The organism is Acinetobacter sp. CE-15, assembly GCF_051059255.1.
GTDB lineage: Bacteria > Pseudomonadota > Gammaproteobacteria > Pseudomonadales > Moraxellaceae > Acinetobacter > Acinetobacter guillouiae.
The window spans coordinates 1,914,253-1,938,321 of record NZ_CP192737.1; the positions used below are offsets into that span (position 1 = coordinate 1,914,253).

Genomic DNA, 24,069 nt, shown 5'->3' on the forward strand with positions numbered 1-24,069 from the left:
ACCAGATAATAGATAGGTCAATGTCAGATTTAAATTTCAAAGCAGTACATGACAATATTCATCAACGTCAATCGATTGGTCATTTGGTTGAACCTGCACCTTCACACGCACAACTGAATATTGCATTTAAAGCCGCTTTAACAGCACCTGATCATCATCGTTTAAAACCCACACAATTTATTGTCGTGGATGTTGAGCAACGTGAGGCATTTGGTGCATTACTGGCACAATCTATTGCTGACTTAGGTGAATTAGATCCAGCCCAAGTTGAACGGGTAAAACTTCATCCTTTTAGAGCGCCTATTTTAGTGCTTGCTGTGACTAAATTTCAGGATCACCCTAAAGTGCCTTTTTTTGAACAAACGCTGAGTTCAGGGGCTGCAATTGAAAACTTTTTATTGTCGATGCAGGCACAAGGTTTCGCAACCATGTGGCGGAGTGGGGCTGTGGTCGAATCTAAATTATTAAAATCAGCACTGGGTTTAGCTGAACGAGATTTAATTTCTGGCATTATTTATGTTGGTACAGCGGCAAAAGCGATTGCCCCGCGTGCAGAGATTGAAACAACACAATATGTTCATTTTTGGCAAGCTTGAGTCAAAAAATTGTTGATATTTTCAGGTCGAAAAATCATTGGGTTATTAGGATAAGCATTTTAGGATAACAATAAATGTCGGATTTACAATTTAAAGATTTAGTTGAACCTATTGTATTGGGTCAGAAAACAGCGTTGCGTGTGACTGTGCTGGGTGGTGGTAGTTTTGGTACTGCAATGGCAAATACAGCAGTACGTAATGGTTGTGACACCATGATTTGGATTCGCGATGAAAGTATCGCAGCTGAAATTAATGCGACTCATGTCAATAAACGCTATTTACCAGATTTTCAATTGGAAGCGGGTTTACGTGCTGAGTCAAATCTAGAAGATGCAGTGCGTGATCGCGATATTATTCTGGTGGCAATCCCAAGCCATTCTTTTCGTGATGTTTTACGTCAAATTAAACCGTTTATTAGTGCACAAGCCGTTGTTTCATTAACCAAAGGCATCGAAGCAAAAACCTTTAGCTTTATGAGTGACATCATTCGGGAAGAGCTTCCTGAAGTCCCTTATGGTGTTCTTTCAGGACCTAATTTAGCCAAAGAAATTGTTGCAGGACAACCTGCAGGTACCGTAATTGCCAGTGATAGTGAATTAGTACGTTATGCCGTACAACAAGCACTGCACAGTGCCTTGTTTCGAGTATTTGGCAGTGATGATGTACATGGTGTCGAATTGGGTGGGGCACTTAAAAATATTTATGCTGTTGCAATGGGAATGGCCGCTGCTTATAAAGTTGGTGAAAATACCAAGAGTATGATTTTAACCCGTGCCTTGGCTGAAATGAGTCGCTTTGCAGTTAAGTTGGGGGCAAATCCTTTAACATTCTTAGGTTTGTCTGGTGTCGGTGATCTTTTTGCAACCTGTAACAGCCCATTGAGCCGAAATTATCAAGTTGGTTTTGCCTTGGGTTCTGGAAAGACACTGGAACAAGCAACCTCTGAATTGGGACAAACCGCTGAAGGGATCAACACCATTGTACAAGTCAATGCACGTGCAAAGGAGTTGGATGTCTATATGCCAATTACCACTGCATTGTATGAAGTTATTTTTGAAGGTGCGCCACCACTGAATATTGCCGTTTCTTTGATGAAGAATGGGCATCGTAGTGATGTAGAGTTTGTGCTTCCGCATAACGAAGTTTAATCGTGTGTTGTTGGCACAATATTCAAAACTTTAGAGATGGATTTGTAACAAAGCCTCGTTATAATCAGTGCAGTATTAAAAAGGAAATCTTATGCAACTGACTTTGGTGCGTCATGGTGAAGCAGCTCCACCCGTCAATGGGGTGGACAGTAAACGGCCTTTAACACAACGTGGGCATTTACAAGCACAACAAACGGCTAATTTTTTAAAAGAAATCGTGCAGCCGGATGTATTTGTTGTCAGCACTTTATTAAGAGCACAAGAAACATTGGCGCACATACAGACGTACTTCCCGAATATATCTGTATTGGTCTGTGACAAAATAAAGCCAGATGATGATGCAAAATTAGCAATCGAATGGTTGTCACAATTGCCATTTGAACGTATTGTGGTGGTATGTCATATGAATGTTGTGGCACATATTGCAGAACAACTGACACATGAACATTTTAATCCTTTTGCCTTGGCAGAGGCTCGTATTTATGAGCAAACTGTGATTGCAAATGGTCTATCTACACAAGATAAAGCCTTTATTCCAACTGTATAAAAGCATTGTTAAAAGAACTTAACGGCAGAAAACGATAAATGTTGTACTTATGGATGCCTGAAGCCAATGGGGTTTGGCAGTGGTCTCGAGGAAGTGATTGGACTAAATCTTCGAGCCTAGAACAATTAATACAAGATATTAAACTTTACCAAGGTGAAGAAGCTGTGGTTTTCTTCCCAAGTCGTGAAGTGCAAATTCTTCAACAGAAATTTAGTAAAACTCAATATAAACAATTGGGTGTAGATGGTGTCAAATATTTATTAGAAGAATATGTGATTTTGCCGATTGATCAGATGAAAGTGTTTTCACACTTTCAACAACCCGATCAGGTTTCAATATTGGGGATTCATCAATATGCTGTCACCACAATGCAGCATTCCTTGTCATTGATTCCGTTAAAAATTGTCTCTTTATTACCTGACTTTTTGATGCTGCCTGTACCGGAAATTGGGCAGACGATTTTGGCCAATGTCAACGGGCAATTATTGGTTCGAGAAGGTGAGTTCCTTGGTAATTCGATTGATGATCTGAATGTATATTTGGATTTCGCTGATCGAGAGAAAAGCTATTTATATAGCGGATTGACAGATGAGCAAGCGGTCAGCTTATTTGCGATTGCTACAGCGGATCAGCGTGAGCCTTTTGATTATCAATTTAGTGAAATCAAAAAACCGAAACTACATCCTTATAATGTATTGCCAAAAGCCAAGCAAGCCAATCAAGGCGTTTCTCGTTATTGGCAAGCCTGTGCAGTTTTGGTGGTTGTTTTGATCATTGCGCAATTGAGTTACGATGCTTTGCGTTGGATTAAGCTGAAGAAAGTTGCGGATCAAACTGCTTTGATTGCAGTGGATCAGTATAAAAAGTGGTTTCCAAATGAGCAACGGATTACAGAAGAATCTGTAGAACGTCAGTTTAAAAATAAATTGGCACTGAGTCAGAGTGCAAATACCCAAGCTTTACAATTACTCAGCCGTGTTGGGCCAATTTTGATGCAACATCAGATCATTGCCAGTCGTGTGAATTATGATACAGCAGTGTTAAATATGGATCTGGTGGCGAAAAATGCTGAAGGCTTGCAGACCTTGGTGACGCAACTGAATCAACAGGGCTTTAAAGCAGAATTAGGCAATGTTCAGACGCAAGGCGCATCTGTCGTTGGTTTGGTGAAGATACAATAATGAAAACAATGGAAAATGTGCAAAATCGACTGGATATATGGTCTGAGAAAATCGCAGAGAATTTAGAAAAAATATCTCCACGTGAACGTGTCATGGTTATTTTTACTACGATTTTTGTCATTGTGGCAATTGTGGGTGCGGCGTTGTGGTACACCCATAAAGCTGCCGAAAAACAACAAGCACGTTTAAATCAGATGAAAGATCTTGTGGTGTGGATGCAAAGTAATGTAGTGGCCATGAAGCCCGCAGATGATTTGGCATTAACCACTGCGGATAAAATTCAGCGTGTGGCTCAACAACAAGGGCTTTCGGTTGCCTCACAGCAAGTGGGTGAGCAATTTCAGATTATTGCACAACATCAAAACTATGCCGTTTTAGCTAACTTTTTAACCCAAATTGCTCAAATGGGTGTGAGTTTGGAAAAGATGGAGTTAGCCAAAGAAGGTGGGCAGATTAAATTAACAGCGACGGTACAGTAGTAGTGAAAATAAACACAGTTCAAGCATAGCCTTTTCAACATACTGTGCCTATAATATGGCAACTTAAAAAGCAGTAGACTTTTGTAGCTATGATGTATTCACTTGCTCGCCCTTTGTTGTTTTCTTTAGCACCAGAGCGTGCACATGAACTCACATTATCCATGCTTAAATCTGCCCATAAAATGGGGGCGATTCGTCAAACTGTTGCTGCCAAACCAGTCACTTGCATGGGAATTGAGTTTCCAAATCCAGTTGGTTTAGCAGCAGGACTGGATAAAAATGGCGCTTATATCGATGCCTTAGCGGGTTTAGGATTTGGTTTTATTGAAATTGGAACCATTACGCCTAAGCCACAAGAGGGCAATCCCAAGCCACGCCTTTTCCGTATTCCCCAAGCCAAAGCAATTATTAACCGTATGGGGTTTAATAATGATGGCGTGGATCAATTGGTTGAGAATGTTAAAGCCGCAAAATTTAAAGGCATTCTTGGTATCAATATTGGTAAAAATGCCACAACACCAGTTGAAGATGCAGTTTCCGATTATTTAGTTTGTCTTGAAAAAGTTTATAACTACGCATCTTATATTACTGTTAATATCTCATCTCCAAACACCAAGAATTTACGTTCTTTACAAAGTGGCCATGCGCTCACTGAACTTTTGGAAACACTCAAAAAACGCCAGTTAGAGTTGGCAGAAGAATTGCAGCACTATGTTCCTTTAGTGTTGAAAGTTGCACCAGATCTAGAAGCTTCAGATATCGAATTTATTGCATCACAATTGTTGCAGTTTAAAATTGATGGATTGATCGTGACCAATACAACATTATCCCGTGAGGGGGTTGAAGGTTTGCCATTTGGTGATGAAGCGGGTGGTTTATCAGGTGCGCCCGTATTTGAAAAGAGCACGGCATGTTTGGCGGCTTTTTCAAAAATTTTACAAGGTAAAATTCCTTTGATTGGTGTTGGTGGAATTTTATCTGGTGAACAAGCTGTTGCAAAACAACAAGCCGGTGCAAGCTTAGTCCAAATTTATAGTGGTATGATCTATACAGGTCCTACACTCATTAAAGACTGTGTTGACGCTATGATTTAAAATATGAATACCTTAGACATTATTATTCTGATTCTATTGCTCATTGGAGGGCTAAACGGTTTGCGACAAGGATTCGTGAAAGCCTTTGCGAACTTGATAGGATGGATTTTTGCACTGATTGTCGGTGCTAAATATGCCAATATCATCGCACCTTCAATGTCTGCACTCAGTCAGGATCCTGTGGTGCAGAAAATTGCTGCATTTGCTTTTATTGTCTTGGTGATTATTGTTTTAACATGGATTGTCACAGCCTTACTCAATCAGATTTTAAAAACTTTAAAACTCGGTCCGTTAAATCGTTTAGCTGGAAGTGCTTTAGGGACCTTGAAAGGTTTGTTCATCGTCCTCATTACTATGCAAGGTTTAGGGCCGTGGGTTGAAAGTTCTCCAACGTGGAAACAATCCAAATTCATTCAGACGCTGTTACCATTTGCACCTTTGGCATCTGAAATCTCTAAAGATGCTGCAAATGAAGCATTACATCATATACATTCAGAAGATCGTTCCGATGATACTTCTGTAACTAAGGCTGATCGATCATCGGATACTCAAAGCGATGAAAAATCAGCACATTCGACAAAGAATCCGTTTTATTAGTCCTAGCTGGTCTGCGAGGTAGTTATGTGTGGAGTCGTTGGTATAGCAGGTAAAGCACCTGTAAACCAAATGTTATTTGATGCGTTGACGATGTTACAACATCGTGGGCAAGATGCGGCTGGGATTGTGACTTGTCATAATGGACGTCTTTTTCTAAGAAAAGATAATGGTATGGTACGTGATGTATTTCATACTCGCCACATGCGCGCATTACTCGGTAACTATGGTATTGGTCACGTGCGTTATCCAACTGCTGGTTCTTCAAGTAGTGCAGAAGCGCAGCCTTTCTATGTAAACTCACCTTATGGGATTACATTGGCGCATAATGGTAACTTAACCAATGCGGCTGATATTCACGATGACTTATTCAAAACTGACTTACGTCATATGAATACGGACTCAGACTCAGAAGTATTGCTAAACGTTTTTGCTCATGAATTGCAAAAATGTGCATCATTAACGCCAATGCCTGAAGATATTTTTCATACAGTTAAACGTGTGCATGAGCGTTGTAAAGGTGCTTATGGCGTCGTTGCAATGATCACAGGGCATGGTATCGTAGGTTTTCGTGATCCGAATGGTATTCGTCCACTGATCTATGGTTCGCGTTTAACTGAAAATGGTGAAACAGAATATATTATCGCTTCTGAATCTGTTGCGATTACCGCGTTAGGTTTTAAAGTAGAACGTGATATTGAGCCTGGTGAAGCGATCTTTATCAATTCAAAAGGTGAGTTCTTTTCACAACAGTGTGCGGCAAATTCACGTTACCGCCCATGTATTTTTGAATATGTCTATTTTGCGCGTCCAGATGCAACTATTGATGGTATTTCGGTATATAAAGCACGCTTGAAAATGGGTGAAACCCTTGCGAAGAAAATTCTTCGTGAATGGGGGGATATGCATGACATCGACGTGGTGATTCCAATTCCAGATACGAGCCGTACTTCTGCTTTAGAATTGGCGAATATGTTGGGTGTGAAATTCCGTGAAGGTTTCATGAAAAACCGTTATATCGGTCGTACCTTTATTATGCCGGGTCAGCAACAACGTACCAAATCTGTTCGTCAAAAACTCAACCCTGTAGAGCTTGAGTTTAAAGGCAAGAACGTTTTGTTGGTTGATGATTCGATTGTACGTGGTACCACTTGTAATGAAATCATTCAAATGGCACGTGATGCGGGTGCGAAAAAAGTCTATTTTGCCTCTGCTGCACCGATGGTGAAATATCCAAATGTGTATGGTATTGATATGCCAGCAAAAGCAGAGTTGATTGCTTCACATCGTAGTGTTGAAGAAATTCAGGAGATTATTGGTGCTGATCGTTTAATCTTCCAAGACTTGGATGATTTAAAAGCGGCAGTAAGAACCAGTAAAGTACCTGTCATTCAAGATTTTGATTGTTCAGTATTTGACGGTGTTTATGTCACAGGCGATATTGATGAGCAATATTTAACTGATCTTGAGCAAAGTCGTAGTGATACTGCGAAAAAAGAAAAAGATGGTTATATTGATGTCAATATCGATGCAGCATCTGTGGATTTAAGCGGTATCAAAGAAGAAATGTAAGCAACTTTGATTTACATTGAGAAAAAGCGGGAAGTTCCCGCTTTTTTCATTTATAGTATTTTGCAATGTAATGAGGAATTTTACATTGAAAGATGTCAGTCATTATTTGATAAAAAACAAGAATATGTTGTGGTCTGCAAGTATTTGCTTACTTGCGGTCATTTTGACCATTTTTATTCTAAATACTGTTTTAGGATTGCTGGTTCACTATGTGGATCCAGATCAAGAGATCTGGTGGAATATTCTCAGTCCTTACTGTGTCGGTTTGATCATCGTCATCATCGGTTGGTCAATCGCATATGAATTTTATGTGTTCCGTACAGGTGGTCACTCACTTGCAAAGCAATTAAAAGCCCGCCGTTTAAGTCAAATTGAAAGCACTCCAGAAGAAAGTGTAGCATTAAAGCTTGCAGATAAATTTGCAGAGACTTTTGAGATTGATGCACCTACATTGTATGTATTGCCAGATGAAGTCGGAGTCAATGCTTTAACTGCTGGGTTTCATCCAAGAGATACGGTGATTATTCTGACCTGGGGTGCATTACAGAATCTGGATGAATTAGAGCTTTATGGTTTATTGGGGCATGAGTTCAATCAAATTCTATCCGGTGAAGCACGCGAAAATACCCGACTTAAAATTTTATATAGTGGTTTAATTACCTTTAGCCAGTTGGGAAGTAAAATTGCGAAACAGGGTTTTAATCGTTATAACGCCAAGGGAAATCAGCATAAATTTGAAACCAGTTTTGTCGCAGTTGGCGGGGTGATTTGGCTGCTCGGCAGTATGGGGATTTTAATTAATCGTTTGATTAAATATTTTACTTTGGGTGGTCGTACTTTTTATAACGATTATAAAACTAAAAAATTGTTGCTTAACAATGCCAATGTACAAACCTTATTGCGTATCTATGTGCATCATGCAGGTTCTCAAATTCATAGTGAGTTTTCCGAAGCCATTGCGCATATGTGTTTTGCCAATTCCTTAAGTCCGCAAAGTTGGTTAAATATCCATCCAAGTATTGAAGACCGTATTTATGAGTTAAATCCAACACTGTTACAGGATCTACAGCTGGAAAATTTAAAAAAATTACGTAGTCAGCCTTTATTTAGTTTGTTACGCCCTTTGGAAGAATCAACAGGGGACGTTTATAACCCGTGGGTATCTCCACAGCCTTTACCTTTATTGCGTTTATCTCCAATTAGTTTTGCTTTAAACGATGCAATTAAACCTTTAAATCCAGAAGTACGCCGTCAAATTGAGCGTTCTGACTTGATTCAGCGCGCTATGCAAACGGCAACGGGTTCTCGTGAGGTGATGGTCGCAATCTTAATGATTCGACAGTATCGCGAGTTTATTCCGTCTGATGCGGAGGTAAGTCGTGCCATTATTGACTCACTTTTAAATTTAGATGGTCGGGTACATATTCAAATTTTCCATGATGCCTGTGAAAACCTTGGTAATATGCCTGCGACCAGTGCACGTCAATTCGTCACCAAGCTAGCGAAAATTATTCAAGAAGATGGCGAGATTGGTTTGTTGGATGCATTGCTGATTGAGCGTGTAAAGGCTGAATTGCATTTGTTGCCGATGCATACACCGTCATCCTTGGAAACGGTTAAACCACAAATTGTGCGCTTGATTGATGCCTTGCTACACGTACAGCAAATTAACAGTGCCAATCAGCTTGATGTGCGTTATGAGATTTTAGAACGGGTTTTGTCTAAGGATGAGTTAGAACTGTTTGAAGAAATCTCAGATGAACCTATTGATTTGGGTGAAATCTTAAATGACATCGCAGGGTTATTATTACGTGATCGTCTGAGTATTTTAGGTGTGGCTGAAATTTGTTTGTGGAATGATCGAATTATTACCCAAGATGAATTAGATGTACTGCAATTGCTGTATTGGCGACTTGGCTTTGCCACAGATGATATCGTAGATCAAATGCAGAAAAAGAACAGTGTGATGATTATTTAACAAGAGTAAAGTGAATTGTAGAAAAAGTAATCATAGCAATGATAATAAAAAGAATTAGCTGGGAAGTGCTAACACCACTTGATCTTAAGTGGTGTTAGAAAAAACACTGAATTAACTCGCCATCGCATCGACAGAAAGCTCAGCCACTGTTGGCTTGGCTTTTTCTGCTTTTAGACCTAGCTTATTAAACAATTGTTTGTCTTTGCCTTCACCAGCATTTGGTGTGGTTAATAATTTTTCACCACTAAATAGCGAGTTTGCACCTGCCATAAAGGCTAAAGCTTGATCTGAGTCAGTGAGCGATTCACGGCCTGCAGAGAGGCGGATATAGCTGTGTGGCATGATAATACGCGCAACCGCAATCGTACGAATCCATTCTGTGACATCAAGTTTTTCAACATCTGCAAGTGGCGTGCCTTCAATTGGAACAAGCATATTGATTGGTACAGATTCAGGATGAACAGGCAGGGTTGCTAATTCATGTAATAATCCAATACGATCATTGCGATTTTCACCCAATCCAACAATACCGCCACTACAGACTTTCATCCCCGCATTACGGACATGATCCAAGGTGTCTAAGCGATCATCAAAAGTACGTGTGCTGATGATATGTGAATAGTATTCACGAGATGTATCTAAGTTATGATTGTAATAATCTAGGCCTGCTGCATGTAAACGTTCAGCTTGTGATTGGTTGAGCATACCCAGTGTCATACAGGTTTCTAAACCTAATGCTTTAACTTCGCGCACCATTTCGAGGACATAAGGCATATCACGCTCATGTGGGTTTCGCCATGCTGCACCCATACAAAAACGCGAAGAACCTGATTCAATGGCTTCTTTTGCTTCACTGATCACTTTGTCAACTGCAATACGTTTTTCAGCTTCTAATTTTGAATCATAGCGTGCAGATTGCGAACAATATTTGCAATCTTCAGGGCACTTACCAGTTTTAATTGAAAGTAAAGTACTGACTTGAATGGTATTGGCATCAAAGTGTTCACGATGAGTTTGCTGTGCTTTGAAAACTAAGTCTAAAAAAGGCTGTTCATATAAAGCTTGAATTTCTTCACGAGCCCAGTCATTACGTACTGTCATTAATTAAATCCATGATAATCATTATCTATCCCTGTATATAATACATAATTCATGCCAATTCCATAGGGCAAAAAAGTCCAAATACGATGGTATCTTACGATTAAAAAGATCAAGAGTATAGAAAACTAAAATTATAAATATAGTTGCAAAGTTAACCACATTCCTTGTGATTTACTCACAAAATTTTAACTTTAATTTTTATTAACTTCAGTGTATTGGTCATTAAAATATTCAAAAATTACGAACTTTGCAACGATCTGAAAATTATCACTCGGCACAATTTAAGGGCATCAATGGGCTGAAATTTGGTGTTGTTTAGCATTTTGCTCGGTAATAGCCCAATCAATATGGACTTGCACAACTTCATCATGTAAGGCTCTATTTTGGGTCAATGCTGCAATAATTTGGGCTGAATACGGTGCATTACCTAAGCCAATTGCAATATTGCGCATAAAGCTTTGAAAGCCTGTACGTCGGATGGGGCTACCCTCAGTACAATTGAGGAAGGTTTGTTCATCCCATTGCCATAAATCCAATAAGTTAATATCGTCTAGGCCATGACGTGGGTTAAAGTCTTCAATCGAAGCTTTTTTGGCAAAACTGTTCCAAGGACAAATCAGTTGACAGTCATCACAGCCAAAAACACGGTTACCAATACCACGTCTTAACTCTTCAGGAATGATTCCCTTATATTCGATGGTTAAATAGGCGATACATCTGCGCGCATCCAGCATATACGGCTCAACAATCGCTTGAGTTGGGCAAATGTCGATACAGGCTGAGCATGAACCACAATGATGCGTTGCTGGTTCATCAAAGGGCAAATCAAGTGAAGTAAATAATTCACCTAAAACAAAAAAAGAACCCGATTTTTTATGAATCAATAAAGTATGTTTACCAGTCCATCCCATACCCGCACTTTCTGCCAATGATTTTTCAAACACCGGCGCTGAGTCGGCAAAGGGGCGGGATTCAAACGGACCAACTTTTTCTTTAATGAGGGTTGCCAAGGTTTTTAGCCGACCACGCATGATTTTATGATAGTCACGTCCACGTGCATAACGGGCAATAATTGCTGCATTGGGCTCATCTGGTACATAACGCGGTTTTGGTGTTTCCACCAAATAATTCATTCGTACACAGATGATACTTTTTGTGCCTGGAACCAGTAGTGTTGGATCCGCTCTTTTTTCTAAATTTTCTTCTAAAAACTTCATATCCCCATGGTATCCGCGTTTTAAATATTCTTTAAATCGTGGTAATTCAGCTTGAGCATCAGGACGAGCAATGACACAATCAGCAAAGCCCAGTTGCAAAGCCTGTTGTTTGATCCAAGATTTTAGTTCTTGAAGATCAAGCTGTTGCAAGGGAATGGATTGCGAAGTTAAAGTTGCCGACATAATGAATCAATGCGCTATAAAATAGTGAGAAGAAAAGGACAGAATGATGCATCAGCAAGTTTATCACAGCCGTGAAATACAAGCATGGGAAGCGCGTTGGTTTGCTCAGCAAAATAGCGTTTTTGGTTTAATGCAACAGGTGGCTTGGTCGATTGCGCAACGCTTAAATATTTTGTTTCAACAAGCTTCTCCCCCAATTACCACTGTTGCAGTGTGGTGCGGTGCAGGAAATAACGCAGGTGACGGCTATTGTGTTGCTCATTATTTGCATCAATACGGTTATCAAGTCGAAATATTTGCAACTGATGCAGGGCATTCTCAGCAGTTAAAGGCGGCAAGTGAATTAGTACAGACAGATAAAATAAAAATCCATCCACATTTTAATATCGAAAAGCGCTTTGATTGTCATATTGATGCACTGTTTGGTATTGGCTTAAACCGTGATTTGGATGATGCATTGCAAGCGATTATTCAACACTATAATGTCCAATCAGGTTTAAAAGTAGCCATCGATATTCCAAGTGGTTTAAATGCCAATACTGGACAGCCATTACCTGTTGCGGTAAAAGCAGATCAAACATTGACTGTTTTAGGCCTGAAAGCGGGCTTGTTTACAGGGCAGGGTCGAGAATATGCGGGTCAAATTGAGCTCGTTTCAATTGTTCCAATAGACCCACAATTAAAAGCAGTCGCACAGTTGTCACCTACCCAGATTCAATTGCCACAACGCCAAGCGTTCGGCCATAAAGGCAGTTATGGGCATGTTTTGGTGGTCGGTGGGCATGCAGAGATGGGCGGTGCAGTCATGTTAGCTGCTGAATCTGCATTTAGTGCGGGTGCAGGAAAAGTCACGATTGTATGTCATGCCAAGCATCATACAGCAATTCTGGCACGCTCTCCTAACATCATGCTAAGAGATATCAATGCTTTAACTGATGTGGATATTCAAAATTTATTAAGCCATGTGGATGCTGTCAGTTTTGGAATGGGTTTAGGGCGTGATGCTTGGGCGAAACAACAATTTTCAAAATGGTTTTCACCCATTCATTTAACCCCACAGCTACAAGTGGTTTTAGATGCTGATGCTTTATGGTTTTTAGCTGAACAAGCTGCTCAACTCAATCAACGAACTTACCTGACGCCTCATCCAGGTGAGGCTGCTAAATTATTAAATTGCTCAGTGGCAGAGATTGAAAATGATCGTATTGCTGCGATTCAAAAACTTCAGCAAAAATATTCAGGACAATGGGTACTTAAAGGTTCTGGAAGTTTGATTTTAGAAAAGCATCTATGGATCTGTACTGCGGGGAATGCAGGCATGGGCACTGGTGGAATGGGAGATGTTCTTGCAGGAATGATTGCCAGTTTAAAAGCACAATTTGATGAGAATATTCACTTACATGAAATTGTCACCTTACATGCTTTGGCAGGTGATAGGCTCGCAAAAAACGGTATGCGTGGTTTACAGGCCCAGCAAATGCATGATGCTGTGTATTATGTGGTCAATCATTCATTGTCAGGAGTGAGTATGTGATGAAAGCGGTTAAATTGTTAATTCGTGGTAAAGTTCAAGCTGTAGGCTATCGTCGTTGGTTTGAAAAAGAAGCCTTACAATTGAATTTAAAAGGTTATGTGAAAAATCTAACTACAGGCGAGGTTGAAGCTGTGGTGGTCGGAGATGAACAAGCGATTTTAAGTTTGATTCGTCATTGCTATGTTGGGCCTTTACGTGCTGATGTGAGCAGTATTGAACAACAAAACCTGAATCGTGATTTAGACTATACGGATTTTAAGATGATTCGTTAAAGTGATCATTTAGAATAGCAACCACATACTGATATAAATCAATATTACCTATGATGATCAACAAAATTTTATTCAGCTGTATTTTGATGTGCGGTATTCATACTGAGCTTGTCGCACAACCAGTAGACGCTGTGATGAATAAGAATAAGATTGTTTTAAAAGATTTGGACTTTAAAACTGTGATGAAATCTTTTTATCAACAGCAGATCCAATATGTCAAAATCCTTCAATTAGATCAGAGCAATATACAGTATGTCGGGATTAAAAATGCCGAATATACCCATGTCTTTGATCGTGATGATGCTGTGATTGTATTTAGTCCTGCGAATGCTTATCAAAATGCTCAAAATGAGTTGCGCTATCTTATAAGTACAACAGAAGTTTCGATAGATAAAAATAATCAATTACTAAACTTTTGTGGTGTATGCGCAACATTTACTAAAATCTACCTATTTAAGAAAAATGCTTTAGGTCAATTTGAGTTAGTGAGTCAGAGTCAGGATGAAAAGAGTTGGATGAATGCAGATTTTAATTATTTGCCTTATCCGACTGAAAATATAGTTAAAAATATTCGAAAAATTGGTCCGCGAATAAAAGGCTATGTCGAAGAACAAGCGTATAGTCGACAAGGCTATTCAACGAGCACGCTCTATATCATCCCATTTGATGAAAACCCTGTACTGGTCAAATTGGAAGTTGCAGAAATTGGGAATGACAATGAAGTGACAGGAAGTGATAAAATCTACAATACACAAGCTGATTATCGCTTTTTAAGCACTGAGCATGATGGTTTGTACGATATTGAAATTCACTATTCTGGTACGCAACAAATCTATGTTGGTGATATCGCTAAAATTGTGCCTATAAATGAAACCCATGTTTATCAGTATAATGAAAAACAGCAGAAGTATATTCGAGTGAAATTACATGATTGATAAATATTTAGTTGTTGGAATTGTATTTGCTGCGTGTTTGGTATTGATCATTTATACCCAACTCGATAGTGGAAAAAAAGAAGATAAGTCTTTGTCATTCAAAGCAAAGTTACAAAAGGAATTTCCAAATTATACCATTCTTGAACGGAATCAAAATTTCATAATTTGTCGAGAAGGGAGTAATCCACGTATTCCTGAAGAGTTGGTATTGATACGTGTTGATTCAGAACAGAAGAAAAATCTAAGAACTTCTGGAAAAATGTTAATTGCAACCTATACGAAGCAACCCAGCATTCGTGAGATTCGAAAAGATACTTTGCCTTATCTCACTTGAGATGGGCTCTACCATCTCAATAAATAAAAAACCTTTCAGATCATCTTGGTGATACCGATAACTTGTTTATGATTGCAATAGCTTGGGCTTTGACATGGGTAGAGTGAGGCGTTTTGGTGGTATATAAATTAACGTCGACGACTACTATTGCGACTCCGCCCACGAGCCATCCCGCCTAAAGCATTCAGTACAGCTAATTTGCTCATACTGCCAGAAGCATGGGCATGGCAAATTGCTGCAGCGAGTGCATCGGCAGCATCTTGTTGGGGTTGGATTGATAAGTTAAGTAACTTCATTACCATCATCTGAACTTGTTCTTTGTCTGCAGCACCATAGCCCACAACAGATTGTTTAATTTGACGGGCCGTATATTCTGCAACTTGTAAGTCTAAATTGACCAATGCTGCAATTGCCGCGCCACGCGCTTGTCCAAGTTTTAAAGCGGAATCAGGGTTTTGTGCCATAAATACTTGCTCTACAGCAGCTTCTGTAGGACCATGAAACTGAACAATACGTTCAACTCCAGCAAAAATTCGTTTGAGTCGCTCAGGCATTTCTGTTGTTTCAGTGCGAATTGTACCAGCATCAACAAAAGTAAGTTTTTGACCATCTTTTTCAATGATGCCATAACCTGTTAAGCGTGAACCAGGGTCAATTCCAATAATTAAAGGCATAATACTGCTTATCGTAAGTCTTGCTTCAATTATATGATTCTAAAAATGAATTGTAAGTAAAATTTTAACTTAGTTGTATAATCAAAGTACACAATAGTATTATTTCCCTTAAGCACAACGCTAGGGGGCTCATTATTTATAAAATCTTAGTCAATAAATCGCACAAATACATAAAATCGTTGTCAGAACACAAAATTACCCTTTAAAAATTTTTAACTGCCCATATAAATGATAGAAGCAACGAAATTCATTGTTTTTATATGTGAATTTTCAAGCTCACTTTTAATTTATCTTTGAGATGCCTTGTTTCGATGAAACTTTTTCCTATTATTTTAATTGGTACGATTCTTGAAATTGCTGTATGGATTGGTGTAGCCCAATTCATTAGCGGTTGGTACGTATTTTTCTGGTTTATCATTGCTTTTGTAATTGGTTTAAACTTGTTGCGTTCAAGTACCGCAACAATTATGCCGCAATTACAACAAATGCAAATGACAGGAATGATGGGAAATGATCCTGCAATTGCCAAAAAAATGGCGACAGCATTTGCGGGCATTTTGTTGATGATTCCAGGTTTAATCACCGATGTCTTGGCGTTACTGGTTATTCTTCCACCTGTACAGAATGCAATTAAAAATGCAGGTATGAAATATATGGCGAAAAAGCAACAAGCCATGATGAACAATATGATGGGTGGAATGGGGGACATGGGGGGTGCTCAAGGTCAAAACCCATTTGCAGATTTGATGCGTCAAATGCAGGATATGCAAAACCAGCAATCTGGTGGGCAATATCGTGATTCAACCATTATTGATGGTGAAGCGCATGAAGTTGAACCGCAGCATAAACAAATTGAATTGAAAGATGTAAATAAAAAATAAAATATAGTCTACGATATTGAATAGAACGCCGAATCAATGATTCGGCTTTTTTATGTCTGAAATCATAGGGTCTGTTGACAATTCGTCTACGTTTGCGACTACGAGTGTTTTTTAGGCGATACTAGGCACGAAATACGAAATTTAGTCATTCTAAATAAGTAGTTCGTAACAAAGTAGCGGCAAAAAACACGCTAGTCCCGAAGGGTTGTGGCTAAAATTATCTCAGCCTTCGTTATGAAACTCGAAAATAGTCTCACTATTCTCTTCGTTTCCTGCCTTGCCTGCTCAATTTTAACCTACAACGCAAGCCATTTATGAAATGTCAACAAACCCTAAAGCAAGCATAATTTCTTAAACATATTTTTGATCAAACGATATAATCACTGAGTCACAATTTCTAAGATTTTATTATGTCGATGTTATTGACTATTTGTGCACTACACTTTGTTGCACAGTTGAGTCCTGGTCCAGATGTATTACTTGTCGCTAAAAGCTCAGCATCGACAACACGTGCCAATACTGTAAAAATCATTTTAGGCATCTCTGCTGGTGTGGTGGTATGGGTTGCATTAACCTTGCTTGGTTTTACGGTTTTATTGGAACAATGGCCATGGATTCAACAAGTCTTGATGCTGATCGGGGGCTTATTCCTTGCTAAAATGGGCTATGCAATGTTGAAAGGCGGCATTGCAACACTTAAACAAAATACCAATTTAGATGGCGTGATCGAGCAGCCCCCTAAAAACTATTTTCTATTGGGCCTTTATACCAATTTAGCTAATCCTAAGATTGTGATTTATTTTAGTAGTGTTTTTTCATTGGCATTGAGTTCAACAGCAGGTGCAAATTTAAAACCGCAGTTGGCAGTGATTATTCCAATACAAACATTTTTAGTTTTCAGCCTGTTGATGATGATCATGTCAATTCCTAAAATTAAACGCGTTTATCAAAAATCGGGAAGTTATATCGATATTGTTTCAGGAAGCTTTTTCTTATTATTTGCCATTTTCCTTTGGGTCGATGTCTTGAAAATGTTTTAGTGGTCGGGATGTTGTAGAGGATTTACGGGTTGTTGTTGTGACTGTTGATCATTGCGACTATCGTTTTGATCTTGAGTGGCATAGCGATGTGGATCTAAGGTTTTAATATTATTTTCAGATTGCGTGTATTTACGACTGCGATTTGCACGCTCTCTTAAACCGCCTTTTTTAATCAGCTGTACCAAAATAATCTCCAAAACAATATCTTTAACTTTACAGATTATAGCTTGAATCAATGTAATACAGAATATTGAATGAATGATCCACAATTTGATAGCTGTTGATTTATAATCACTTATTTTTAGTATGTAAATTTAAGTTATTGAATTTATGCAAGAATATATTGAAACAAATTTGTCTTGTCAAAAGATATGAATCATGTACACTAAAAAAAGAAACAGATTTTTTGCATTACATATATGGATATAATTGTAGTGTAATAATTAAAAACAATAATAGCGCCATAAAAGGAGATCTGAATATGATTCTACAATATCATTGTGCTTGTTGTGATGAAGCGGTCAGTTCAACACAAAAAGTTTGTCCAAAATGTGGCTCTCAACATATTAAAAGCCCATATGGATTATGGACGTTTTGTCTGGTTGCTTGTTTGATTGCAGCAGTAACGTTTAAAGTGGGACATATTTATTTGCAAAATCACAATACAGAAACCCCAGCGCAAGTTTCTTTATTGAGTGTGTTACAGCCAGATGCTAAATCAGATGGTCAATAATTCGTGTAGATGGTAGGTTTAATTGTATAAAGGTTTGATTTTTTAAAAAACAATAAAATTAGATCATGCTAATGATTAAAATAAACAAACCATTAGAGATGTTTTAAGTTATAAATATCGATAAGATATTTAACATATAGATATTCAGTGGAGTAGAGGAGGAAAAATTTTGAGGTATTCATCCCGATAACATTAATTCAATAAAAAAGCTCGCATTTGCGAGCTTTTTTCAGATTTAGATCTTAGGCTAGAATTACAAATTTGCAGAAGCTTTAAGTGCTTCAACTTTATCTGTCTTTTCCCAAGTAAATGCAGTATCTGAACCTTCACGACCAAAATGACCATAAGCAGCGGTTTGCTTATACATCGGTTGAATTAGATCAAGCATACGGGTGATACCGTATGGACGTAAGTCAAAATGCTCACGAACCAATTGGATAATCAATTCATCAGATACTTTGCCGGTATTAAATGTGTTGATCGAAATCGAAGTTGGCTCAGCAACACCAATTGCGTAAGACACTTGAATTTCACATTTATCCGCCAAACCTGCTGCAACAATATTTTTTGCAACATAACGGCCTGCATACGCAGCAGAACGGTCAACTTTTGATGGGTCTTTACCCGAGAAAGCACCGCCACCATGACGCGCCATACCACCGTAAGTATCTACAATGATTTTACGACCGGTTAAACCACAGTCACCCACTGGACCACCAATCACAAATAACCCTGTTGGGTTGATGTGAAATTTAGTACCTGCATGGAACATTTCAGCAGGGATAATTTTTTTCACGATTTCTTCAATCACAGCCTCTTTAAGATTGGCTTGTGAAATTTCAGGATCGTGCTGAGTTGAAAGAACAACTGCATCTAAACGAACAGGTTTGCCATTTTCATAGGCAAATGTTACTTGGCTTTTTGCATCTGGACGTAACCACGGTAGTGCGCCGTTACGACGTAATTCAGCTTGTTTTTCCATTAAGCGATGCGCATATGAAATCGGTGCTGGCATCAACACATCAGTTTCACGGCTTGCATAACCAAACATTAAACCTTGGTCACCTGCACCTTGGTCTTCTGGTTTCTGACGATCTACACCTTGTGCAATTTCAGGTGATTGTTTACCCACCATGTTAATCACAGCACAAGTTGAACCATCAAAACCTAAATCGGTATGGTGATAGCCAATTCCATTTACGGTATTGCGGACAATAGTTTCAAAATCGACATTTGCAGTCGTTGTAATTTCACCTGCAAGAACGACTGCACCAGTTTTTACTAATGTTTCGCATGCAACCCTAGCGTATGGGTCTTCTTTTAAGATTGCATCCAAGATAGCGTCACTGATTTGGTCAGCCATTTTATCTGGATGGCCTTCGCTCACAGATTCCGAAGTAAAAACAGCATACTCGCGCATGAAAGTCCTATCACAGTAATTTATAAAGACGCAATATGTTACATCGACTTCAGCCTGAGGACTAGCATTACCTGACTAAAATGCATGAATTAAATTCATTTTCATGTGTTTTTAATTGATATGCTCATTAGAAAAATTGATAAAAGATTATGGTTGAGTCCTGTTTTCTGGAAAATTTGCAAAAGCAGGCCGATTTGCATTCAAGTTATCATGACTTTTTATCATGTGAAACGCTTTAGCGAGATCTTGTTCTATTTAAAATTGATCAGTATGAAATTTTCAAAATTTAGACTGAATTGGATGGTGAAAGAGTATCCGAATGTAACCGCATCGCTTAAACATAATCAAATTTGTTTTGCTGATGTTGAGATGTTCGATGTGAATAAGAAAAAAGACCGTTTTTAACGTTGATTTAAGACTATTCGGTATATTTTTTAATTAATTTGCAACCTAAGCGGATAAATATAGACTTAAGTCTTTACCCTGATCGCTTTTTTTAAGACAATACATCCCAGTTTTTGAATTTTCTATTCATCTTCCTATATTTTAATTTATTGGACTCTGATTTATGACAACCCCGCTGAATGAACGTCGTATAGCTAACGCAATTCGTGTATTGGCTATGGATGCTGTGCAAAAAGCTAATTCTGGACATCCAGGTGCTCCAATGGGGATGGCAGATATCGCTGATGTCGTATGGCGTGAATTTTTAAACCATAATCCAAGCAACCCACAATGGGCAAACCGCGACCGTTTTGTATTGTCAAATGGTCATGGTTCAATGTTGCAATATGCTTTGCTTCATTTAACTGGTTATGATCTTTCTATTGAAGATATTAAACAATTCCGCCAATTACATTCTAAAACTCCTGGTCACCCAGAATTAGGTTATGCACCAGGAATTGAAACGACAACAGGTCCACTTGGTCAAGGTGTTGCCAATGCTGTAGGTTTTGCACTTGCTGAGAAAACTTTAGCGGCACAATTTAATAAACAAGATATTCAAGTTGTAGATCACTTCACTTACTGTTTCTTGGGTGATGGTTGCTTAATGGAAGGTATTTCCCATGAAGCATGTTCACTTGCTGGAACATTAGGTCTTGGAAAACTCGTTGTTTATTATGATGACAACGGTATTTCTATTGATGGTGAAGTAGAAGGCTGGTTCTCAGACGATACAGAAGAGCGCTTTAAAGCTTATGGTTGGCAAGTACTTCGTGCAGATGGTCATGATGCAGATGCAATTCGTGCTGCAACAGTTGCTGCGCGTGCAGAAAGCTCGAAACCAACGTTGATTATCTGTAAAACGATTATTGGTTTAGGTTCGCCAAACAAACAAGGTAAAGAAGATTGCCACGGTGCACCACTAGGTAATGATGAAATTACATTAACTCGTGAAGCATTGGGTTGGAAAGAAGAGCCGTTTGTTATTCCTGCTGATGTCTATACAGCTTGGGATGCAAAAGCAAAGGGTTCAGCTTCAGAAGCTGCTTGGAATGACGTTTTTGCAAGCTATGCTGCAAAATACCCAACAGAAGCGGCTGAGTTAAAACGTCGTGTGAATGGTGACTTGCCTGCAGAATTTTTGGCACAAGCGGATGCTTATATTGCTGAAGTGAATGCAAAAGGTGAAACCATTGCAACACGTAAAGCAAGCCAAAATGCGATTCAAGCATTTGCACCTTTACTACCTGAAATTTTAGGTGGTTCTGCTGACTTGGCGGGTTCTAACCTTACACTTTGGAAAGGCGCGAAAGGGGTTGAGTCTGATCCTGCGGGTAACTACGTACATTATGGTGTGCGTGAGTTTGGTATGACTGCAATTGCCAATGGTGTAGCATTACATGGTGGTTTCATTCCTTATGTGGCAACCTTCCTTATGTTTATGGAATATGCTCGTAATGCAGTTCGTATGTCTGCATTGATGAAACAACGTGTGATCCATGTTTATACTCATGACTCAATTGGTCTAGGTGAAGATGGCCCAACGCATCAACCTGTTGAGCAAATTGCTTCTTTACGCGGTACACCAAATTTAAATACATGGCGCCCATGTGACACAGTTGAAGCGTCTATTTCTTGGAAATCTGCTTTAACACGTAACGAAGGTCCTACAGCGTTAATTTTCTCTCGTCAAAACTTACCATTCCAAACACGTACTCAAGCTCAGATTGAGAATGTTGTGAAAGGTGGTTATGTATTGGCTGAAGAAAAAGGCGAATTAAAAGCGATCATCATTGCGACTGGTTCAGAAGTTTCATTGGCGATGGAAGCATATGCACAACTTGACGGTGTTCGTGTAGTGTCTATGCCATGTGCAGAAGAATTTGTGAAGCAAGATGCTGCATATCGTGAAGCAGTATTACCATCAAATATCCGTGCACGTGTTGCAGTTGAAGCTGGACATGTAGATTACTGGTGGAAATTTGTAGGTTTAGACGGCAAAGTTATTGGTATGTCGACTTATGGTGAGTCTGCACCAGCCAAAGATTTATTCCAATTCTTTGGTATTACTACTGAAGCTGTTGTTGGCGCTGTAAAAGAATTAACTGCTTAATTCTTGCATCGTTTTAAATATGGAAACGCTCCGCTAGGGGCGTTTTTATTTTGTGAGATTTGTTTGTAAATTAATTAAATTTTAGTAGCAGTTTTTAGCAATAGGTATATAGTTGTGCCATTCATTGGGTATTCATGAAACATGGTGATACATATCCCAGAAGTGAGGAAAATATGAGCCTTTATGAACAAATTAGTGATGAAATTACCTTGATGGACGCAGGTGAGCAAAAGTGGATTGGGCAAGATTTGCCGCTTGAATCTATGGTTGCAGTTGAGTTGCTGTTACAGGATTTTCAAGAAGATAAGTTGATTAAGATCCGCCGTAAAAACCATGAAAAACAATCTGGTTTAAAACAGGTCGATCGTGTCTTGGTTGAAAAGTTATAAGTTTAAAAGCCCCGAAAGGGGCTTTGATTTTTATCTTTTGTAATTTTAAGAATTAATCTTCATCTAAATTAACAGCTGAAAAAAATTATAATAATACAATCTATGATCAAGGAAATGCTAACTGGGTCAGAAAATGGATAGAGGGCATTGAGCGGGGTATTTATTAATAAGAATACCTGATCCTCTTGTTAAAAAATGAGGGAATTCTTATTCAATACCCAACTCTGTCTGAATTTGGATATTTGAAGTCAATAATTTATGAACAGGGCAGCTTTCTGCAACTTTTAGCAGTCGTTTATGTTGCTCCTCGGTAAAATCACCTTTAAGAATAATTTTCCTTGAAATATTATTTTGACCTGCTTCAGGATCGCCCTCAGGATTTAAAGCTAAATCTAATTGTACATGTTCAATTTTAAGCTCTTTATGATTTGCATACATTTCTAGGGTGACCACAGTACAAGCGCCTAGCGCTGATAATAAAATTTGAATTGGATTCGGTGCAGTATCTTGACCACCTTTATCGCTAGGTTCATCGGCATACCATGTATGTCCTTGCGGATTGGTGAGTGTTACACGATAAGCTGTTTGTGTACTTTTTGCTTGAGCAATATTTGCCATAAAACATTCGTCAGATAAAAAAGATCAGTACTATAAATATAAAATTTCCGTAAAATGGTCTAGTGTAATTTATTGCTTTATAAATTTTAGCTTTGAATTTAGCCTATGGTCTATGCTTTGCTTAATTAGATTGTAAAAAATTAAATAATTATAAAACAATGCTTTATATTTATTTTTAAGGTTTTGATCAAGTTTTAAAAATGGTCATTATAGAATCGTTGCATATATGCAACATATCGTATTATCAATAACAATGAATTTATACGGGAAGTGTATAAACTAATATCCATTCGATAGCGAGAATATAAAGATGAACTTTAAAGCATTAACATTGGGTTTAGCCGTAGCATCAGTTGCAACTTTCAGCATGGCAAAGCCTGTAGATTACAAAATTGATCCAACACATACCGCAACAGTATTTACTTGGAATCATTTCGGTTTTTCAACACCTTCAGCAAACTTCAGTGACATCCAAGGTACGATTTCTGTTGATAATGCAAAACCAGCAGACTCATCTGTCAATGTAACTATTCCATTGTCTAGTTTAAATACCAATGTTGCAGCATTAGATGAACATTTAAAAAATGCAGATTTCTTTGATGCTGCAAAGTATCCAAACATCACTTTTAAAAGTACGAAAGTTCAAGCTTTAGGTAAAAACAAATACAAAATCACAGGTAACTTAACTGTGAAAGATGTGACTAAACCTGTTGTTTTAGATGCTGTTTTAAACAAACAAGGTGAGCATCCAATGACTAAAGCACAGTCAATTGGTTTCAATGCAACGACATCATTTAATCGTTCAGCATTTGGTGTTGGAGCATATGTCCCGAATGTAGGTGATAAAATCACTGTAAATATTACAACAGAAGCTTCTGTAGCGAAGTAATATTGAAATAGATCAAAGGCCTATAAAGTTAGTTTAACTTGCTTTATAGGCCTTTTTTATCGTCTATTCCTTATCCAATTTAAGATATTTAAATAATCATTAC

The 24,069-nt window shown here is 38.5% G+C and carries 26 protein-coding genes; 20 read left to right on the top strand and 6 right to left on the bottom strand.

Annotated features, from left to right (window positions below; all coding sequences use genetic code 11):
- Positions 1-20 precede the first annotated feature (20 nt).
- The 9 genes from ACQ7EO_RS08810 to ACQ7EO_RS08850 all read left to right on the top strand — a co-directional run bounded on the left by ACQ7EO_RS08810 (position 21) and on the right by ACQ7EO_RS08850 (position 9,189).
- Positions 21-596, top strand: a complete 576-nt coding sequence (locus tag ACQ7EO_RS08810; RefSeq protein WP_035371016.1) for a nitroreductase family protein — start codon at positions 21-23, stop codon at positions 594-596.
- A 74-nt stretch (positions 597-670) separates the two neighbouring features.
- The gene (locus ACQ7EO_RS08815; RefSeq protein ID WP_151957715.1) at positions 671-1,744 is read left to right on the top strand and encodes an NAD(P)H-dependent glycerol-3-phosphate dehydrogenase; all 1,074 of its coding nucleotides are present in this window, start codon (positions 671-673) and stop codon (positions 1,742-1,744) included.
- A gap of 91 nt (positions 1,745-1,835) precedes the next feature.
- Complete coding sequence (locus tag ACQ7EO_RS08820; protein ID WP_004822364.1) at positions 1,836-2,291, top strand: SixA phosphatase family protein; 456 nt, start codon at positions 1,836-1,838, stop codon at positions 2,289-2,291.
- Positions 2,292-2,329: 38 nt separating this feature from the next.
- Complete coding sequence (gspL, locus tag ACQ7EO_RS08825; RefSeq protein ID WP_434279408.1) at positions 2,330-3,472, top strand: type II secretion system protein GspL; 1,143 nt, start codon at positions 2,330-2,332, stop codon at positions 3,470-3,472.
- A complete protein-coding gene (gene gspM / locus ACQ7EO_RS08830) occupies positions 3,472-3,951 on the top strand; it encodes a type II secretion system protein GspM (protein WP_239045417.1) in 480 nt (159 codons plus the stop codon). The genes gspL and gspM overlap by 1 nt, the downstream gene beginning before the upstream one ends.
- An 89-nt stretch (positions 3,952-4,040) precedes the next feature.
- Positions 4,041-5,045 carry a quinone-dependent dihydroorotate dehydrogenase gene (locus ACQ7EO_RS08835; RefSeq protein ID WP_004719442.1) on the top strand — a complete coding sequence of 335 codons (1,005 nt, stop codon included), beginning with the start codon at positions 4,041-4,043 and terminating at the stop codon, positions 5,043-5,045.
- Positions 5,046-5,048: 3 nt separating this feature from the next.
- Positions 5,049-5,642 (top strand): CvpA family protein, encoded by a 594-nt coding sequence (locus ACQ7EO_RS08840; RefSeq protein ID WP_004719444.1) that lies wholly within the window; start codon positions 5,049-5,051, stop codon positions 5,640-5,642.
- A gap of 24 nt (positions 5,643-5,666) precedes the next feature.
- Positions 5,667-7,211, top strand: coding sequence for an amidophosphoribosyltransferase (purF, locus tag ACQ7EO_RS08845; RefSeq protein ID WP_004719445.1), 1,545 nt, complete (start codon positions 5,667-5,669; stop codon positions 7,209-7,211).
- Positions 7,212-7,296: 85 nt separating this feature from the next.
- On the top strand, positions 7,297-9,189 hold the full coding sequence (locus ACQ7EO_RS08850; RefSeq protein WP_004822360.1) for a M48 family metalloprotease: 1,893 nt from the start codon (positions 7,297-7,299) through the stop codon (positions 9,187-9,189).
- A 111-nt stretch (positions 9,190-9,300) separates the two neighbouring features.
- Here ACQ7EO_RS08850 and bioB read toward each other — a convergent pair whose 3' ends face one another.
- Positions 9,301-10,290 (bottom strand): biotin synthase BioB, encoded by a 990-nt coding sequence (gene bioB / locus ACQ7EO_RS08855; RefSeq protein ID WP_004719449.1) that lies wholly within the window; start codon positions 10,288-10,290, stop codon positions 9,301-9,303.
- 290 nt (positions 10,291-10,580) lie between these two features.
- Complete coding sequence (gene queG / locus ACQ7EO_RS08860; RefSeq protein ID WP_096734397.1) at positions 10,581-11,690, bottom strand: tRNA epoxyqueuosine(34) reductase QueG; 1,110 nt, start codon at positions 11,688-11,690, stop codon at positions 10,581-10,583.
- 46 nt (positions 11,691-11,736) lie between these two features.
- Between queG and ACQ7EO_RS08865 the strand changes: the two genes are divergently transcribed.
- Genes ACQ7EO_RS08865 through ACQ7EO_RS08880 form a run of 4 tightly spaced genes read left to right on the top strand, consistent with a single transcriptional unit; the run spans position 11,737 to position 14,765 of the window.
- Positions 11,737-13,224: an NAD(P)H-hydrate dehydratase gene (locus tag ACQ7EO_RS08865; RefSeq protein WP_434279409.1), complete on the top strand. Its 1,488-nt coding sequence runs from the start codon at positions 11,737-11,739 to the stop codon at positions 13,222-13,224.
- A complete protein-coding gene (locus ACQ7EO_RS08870; RefSeq protein ID WP_434279410.1) occupies positions 13,224-13,496 on the top strand; it encodes an acylphosphatase in 273 nt (90 codons plus the stop codon). The genes ACQ7EO_RS08865 and ACQ7EO_RS08870 overlap by 1 nt, the downstream gene beginning before the upstream one ends.
- A 50-nt stretch (positions 13,497-13,546) precedes the next feature.
- The gene (locus ACQ7EO_RS08875; protein WP_434279411.1) at positions 13,547-14,431 is read left to right on the top strand and encodes a hypothetical protein; all 885 of its coding nucleotides are present in this window, start codon (positions 13,547-13,549) and stop codon (positions 14,429-14,431) included.
- A complete protein-coding gene (locus tag ACQ7EO_RS08880; protein WP_004719458.1) occupies positions 14,424-14,765 on the top strand; it encodes a hypothetical protein in 342 nt (113 codons plus the stop codon). Before ACQ7EO_RS08875 ends, ACQ7EO_RS08880 begins: the two co-directional genes overlap by 8 nt.
- A 128-nt stretch (positions 14,766-14,893) precedes the next feature.
- Here the strand turns inward: ACQ7EO_RS08880 and ruvC are convergent, their stop codons facing one another.
- Positions 14,894-15,439, bottom strand: a complete 546-nt coding sequence (gene ruvC, locus ACQ7EO_RS08885) for a crossover junction endodeoxyribonuclease RuvC (RefSeq protein ID WP_004719459.1) — start codon at positions 15,437-15,439, stop codon at positions 14,894-14,896.
- A 311-nt stretch (positions 15,440-15,750) separates the two neighbouring features.
- On the opposite strand from ruvC, the gene ACQ7EO_RS08890 reads away from it, so the two are divergent.
- Both ACQ7EO_RS08890 and ACQ7EO_RS08895 read left to right on the top strand, forming a co-directional pair.
- Positions 15,751-16,320 (top strand): FxsA family protein, encoded by a 570-nt coding sequence (locus tag ACQ7EO_RS08890; RefSeq protein WP_034616867.1) that lies wholly within the window; start codon positions 15,751-15,753, stop codon positions 16,318-16,320.
- Positions 16,321-16,730: 410 nt separating this feature from the next.
- Positions 16,731-17,360: a LysE family transporter gene (locus ACQ7EO_RS08895; protein ID WP_004822346.1), complete on the top strand. Its 630-nt coding sequence runs from the start codon at positions 16,731-16,733 to the stop codon at positions 17,358-17,360.
- On the opposite strand, the gene ACQ7EO_RS08900 is transcribed toward ACQ7EO_RS08895, so the two are convergent.
- Positions 17,357-17,545: a hypothetical protein gene (locus tag ACQ7EO_RS08900; RefSeq protein WP_004822344.1), complete on the bottom strand. Its 189-nt coding sequence runs from the start codon at positions 17,543-17,545 to the stop codon at positions 17,357-17,359. The two genes, ACQ7EO_RS08895 and ACQ7EO_RS08900, sit on opposite strands and share 4 nt — an antisense overlap.
- Before the next feature lie 296 nt (positions 17,546-17,841).
- Here ACQ7EO_RS08900 and ACQ7EO_RS08905 point away from each other — a divergent pair, with 296 nt between their 5' ends.
- Complete coding sequence (locus tag ACQ7EO_RS08905) at positions 17,842-18,093, top strand: hypothetical protein (protein ID WP_004822342.1); 252 nt, start codon at positions 17,842-17,844, stop codon at positions 18,091-18,093.
- A 253-nt stretch (positions 18,094-18,346) separates the two neighbouring features.
- Here the strand turns inward: ACQ7EO_RS08905 and metK are convergent, their stop codons facing one another.
- Positions 18,347-19,513 (bottom strand): methionine adenosyltransferase, encoded by a 1,167-nt coding sequence (gene metK, locus ACQ7EO_RS08910; protein ID WP_004719464.1) that lies wholly within the window; start codon positions 19,511-19,513, stop codon positions 18,347-18,349.
- A gap of 270 nt (positions 19,514-19,783) precedes the next feature.
- Between metK and ACQ7EO_RS08915 the strand changes: the two genes are divergently transcribed.
- The 3 genes from ACQ7EO_RS08915 to ACQ7EO_RS08925 all read left to right on the top strand — a co-directional run bounded on the left by ACQ7EO_RS08915 (position 19,784) and on the right by ACQ7EO_RS08925 (position 22,459).
- Positions 19,784-19,918, top strand: a complete 135-nt coding sequence (locus tag ACQ7EO_RS08915; protein WP_270402692.1) for a hypothetical protein — start codon at positions 19,784-19,786, stop codon at positions 19,916-19,918.
- 163 nt (positions 19,919-20,081) lie between these two features.
- Positions 20,082-22,070 (top strand): transketolase, encoded by a 1,989-nt coding sequence (tkt, locus tag ACQ7EO_RS08920; protein WP_034615254.1) that lies wholly within the window; start codon positions 20,082-20,084, stop codon positions 22,068-22,070.
- Between the two features lie 173 nt (positions 22,071-22,243).
- Positions 22,244-22,459 (top strand): hypothetical protein, encoded by a 216-nt coding sequence (locus ACQ7EO_RS08925; RefSeq protein WP_004719469.1) that lies wholly within the window; start codon positions 22,244-22,246, stop codon positions 22,457-22,459.
- A 207-nt stretch (positions 22,460-22,666) separates the two neighbouring features.
- Here the strand turns inward: ACQ7EO_RS08925 and ACQ7EO_RS08930 are convergent, their stop codons facing one another.
- On the bottom strand, positions 22,667-23,077 hold the full coding sequence (locus ACQ7EO_RS08930; protein WP_434279412.1) for an OsmC family protein: 411 nt from the start codon (positions 23,075-23,077) through the stop codon (positions 22,667-22,669).
- Positions 23,078-23,387: 310 nt separating this feature from the next.
- Here ACQ7EO_RS08930 and ACQ7EO_RS08935 point away from each other — a divergent pair, with 310 nt between their 5' ends.
- Positions 23,388-23,966: a YceI family protein gene (locus ACQ7EO_RS08935; RefSeq protein WP_004719471.1), complete on the top strand. Its 579-nt coding sequence runs from the start codon at positions 23,388-23,390 to the stop codon at positions 23,964-23,966.
- The last annotated feature ends 103 nt before the right edge of the window (positions 23,967-24,069 follow it).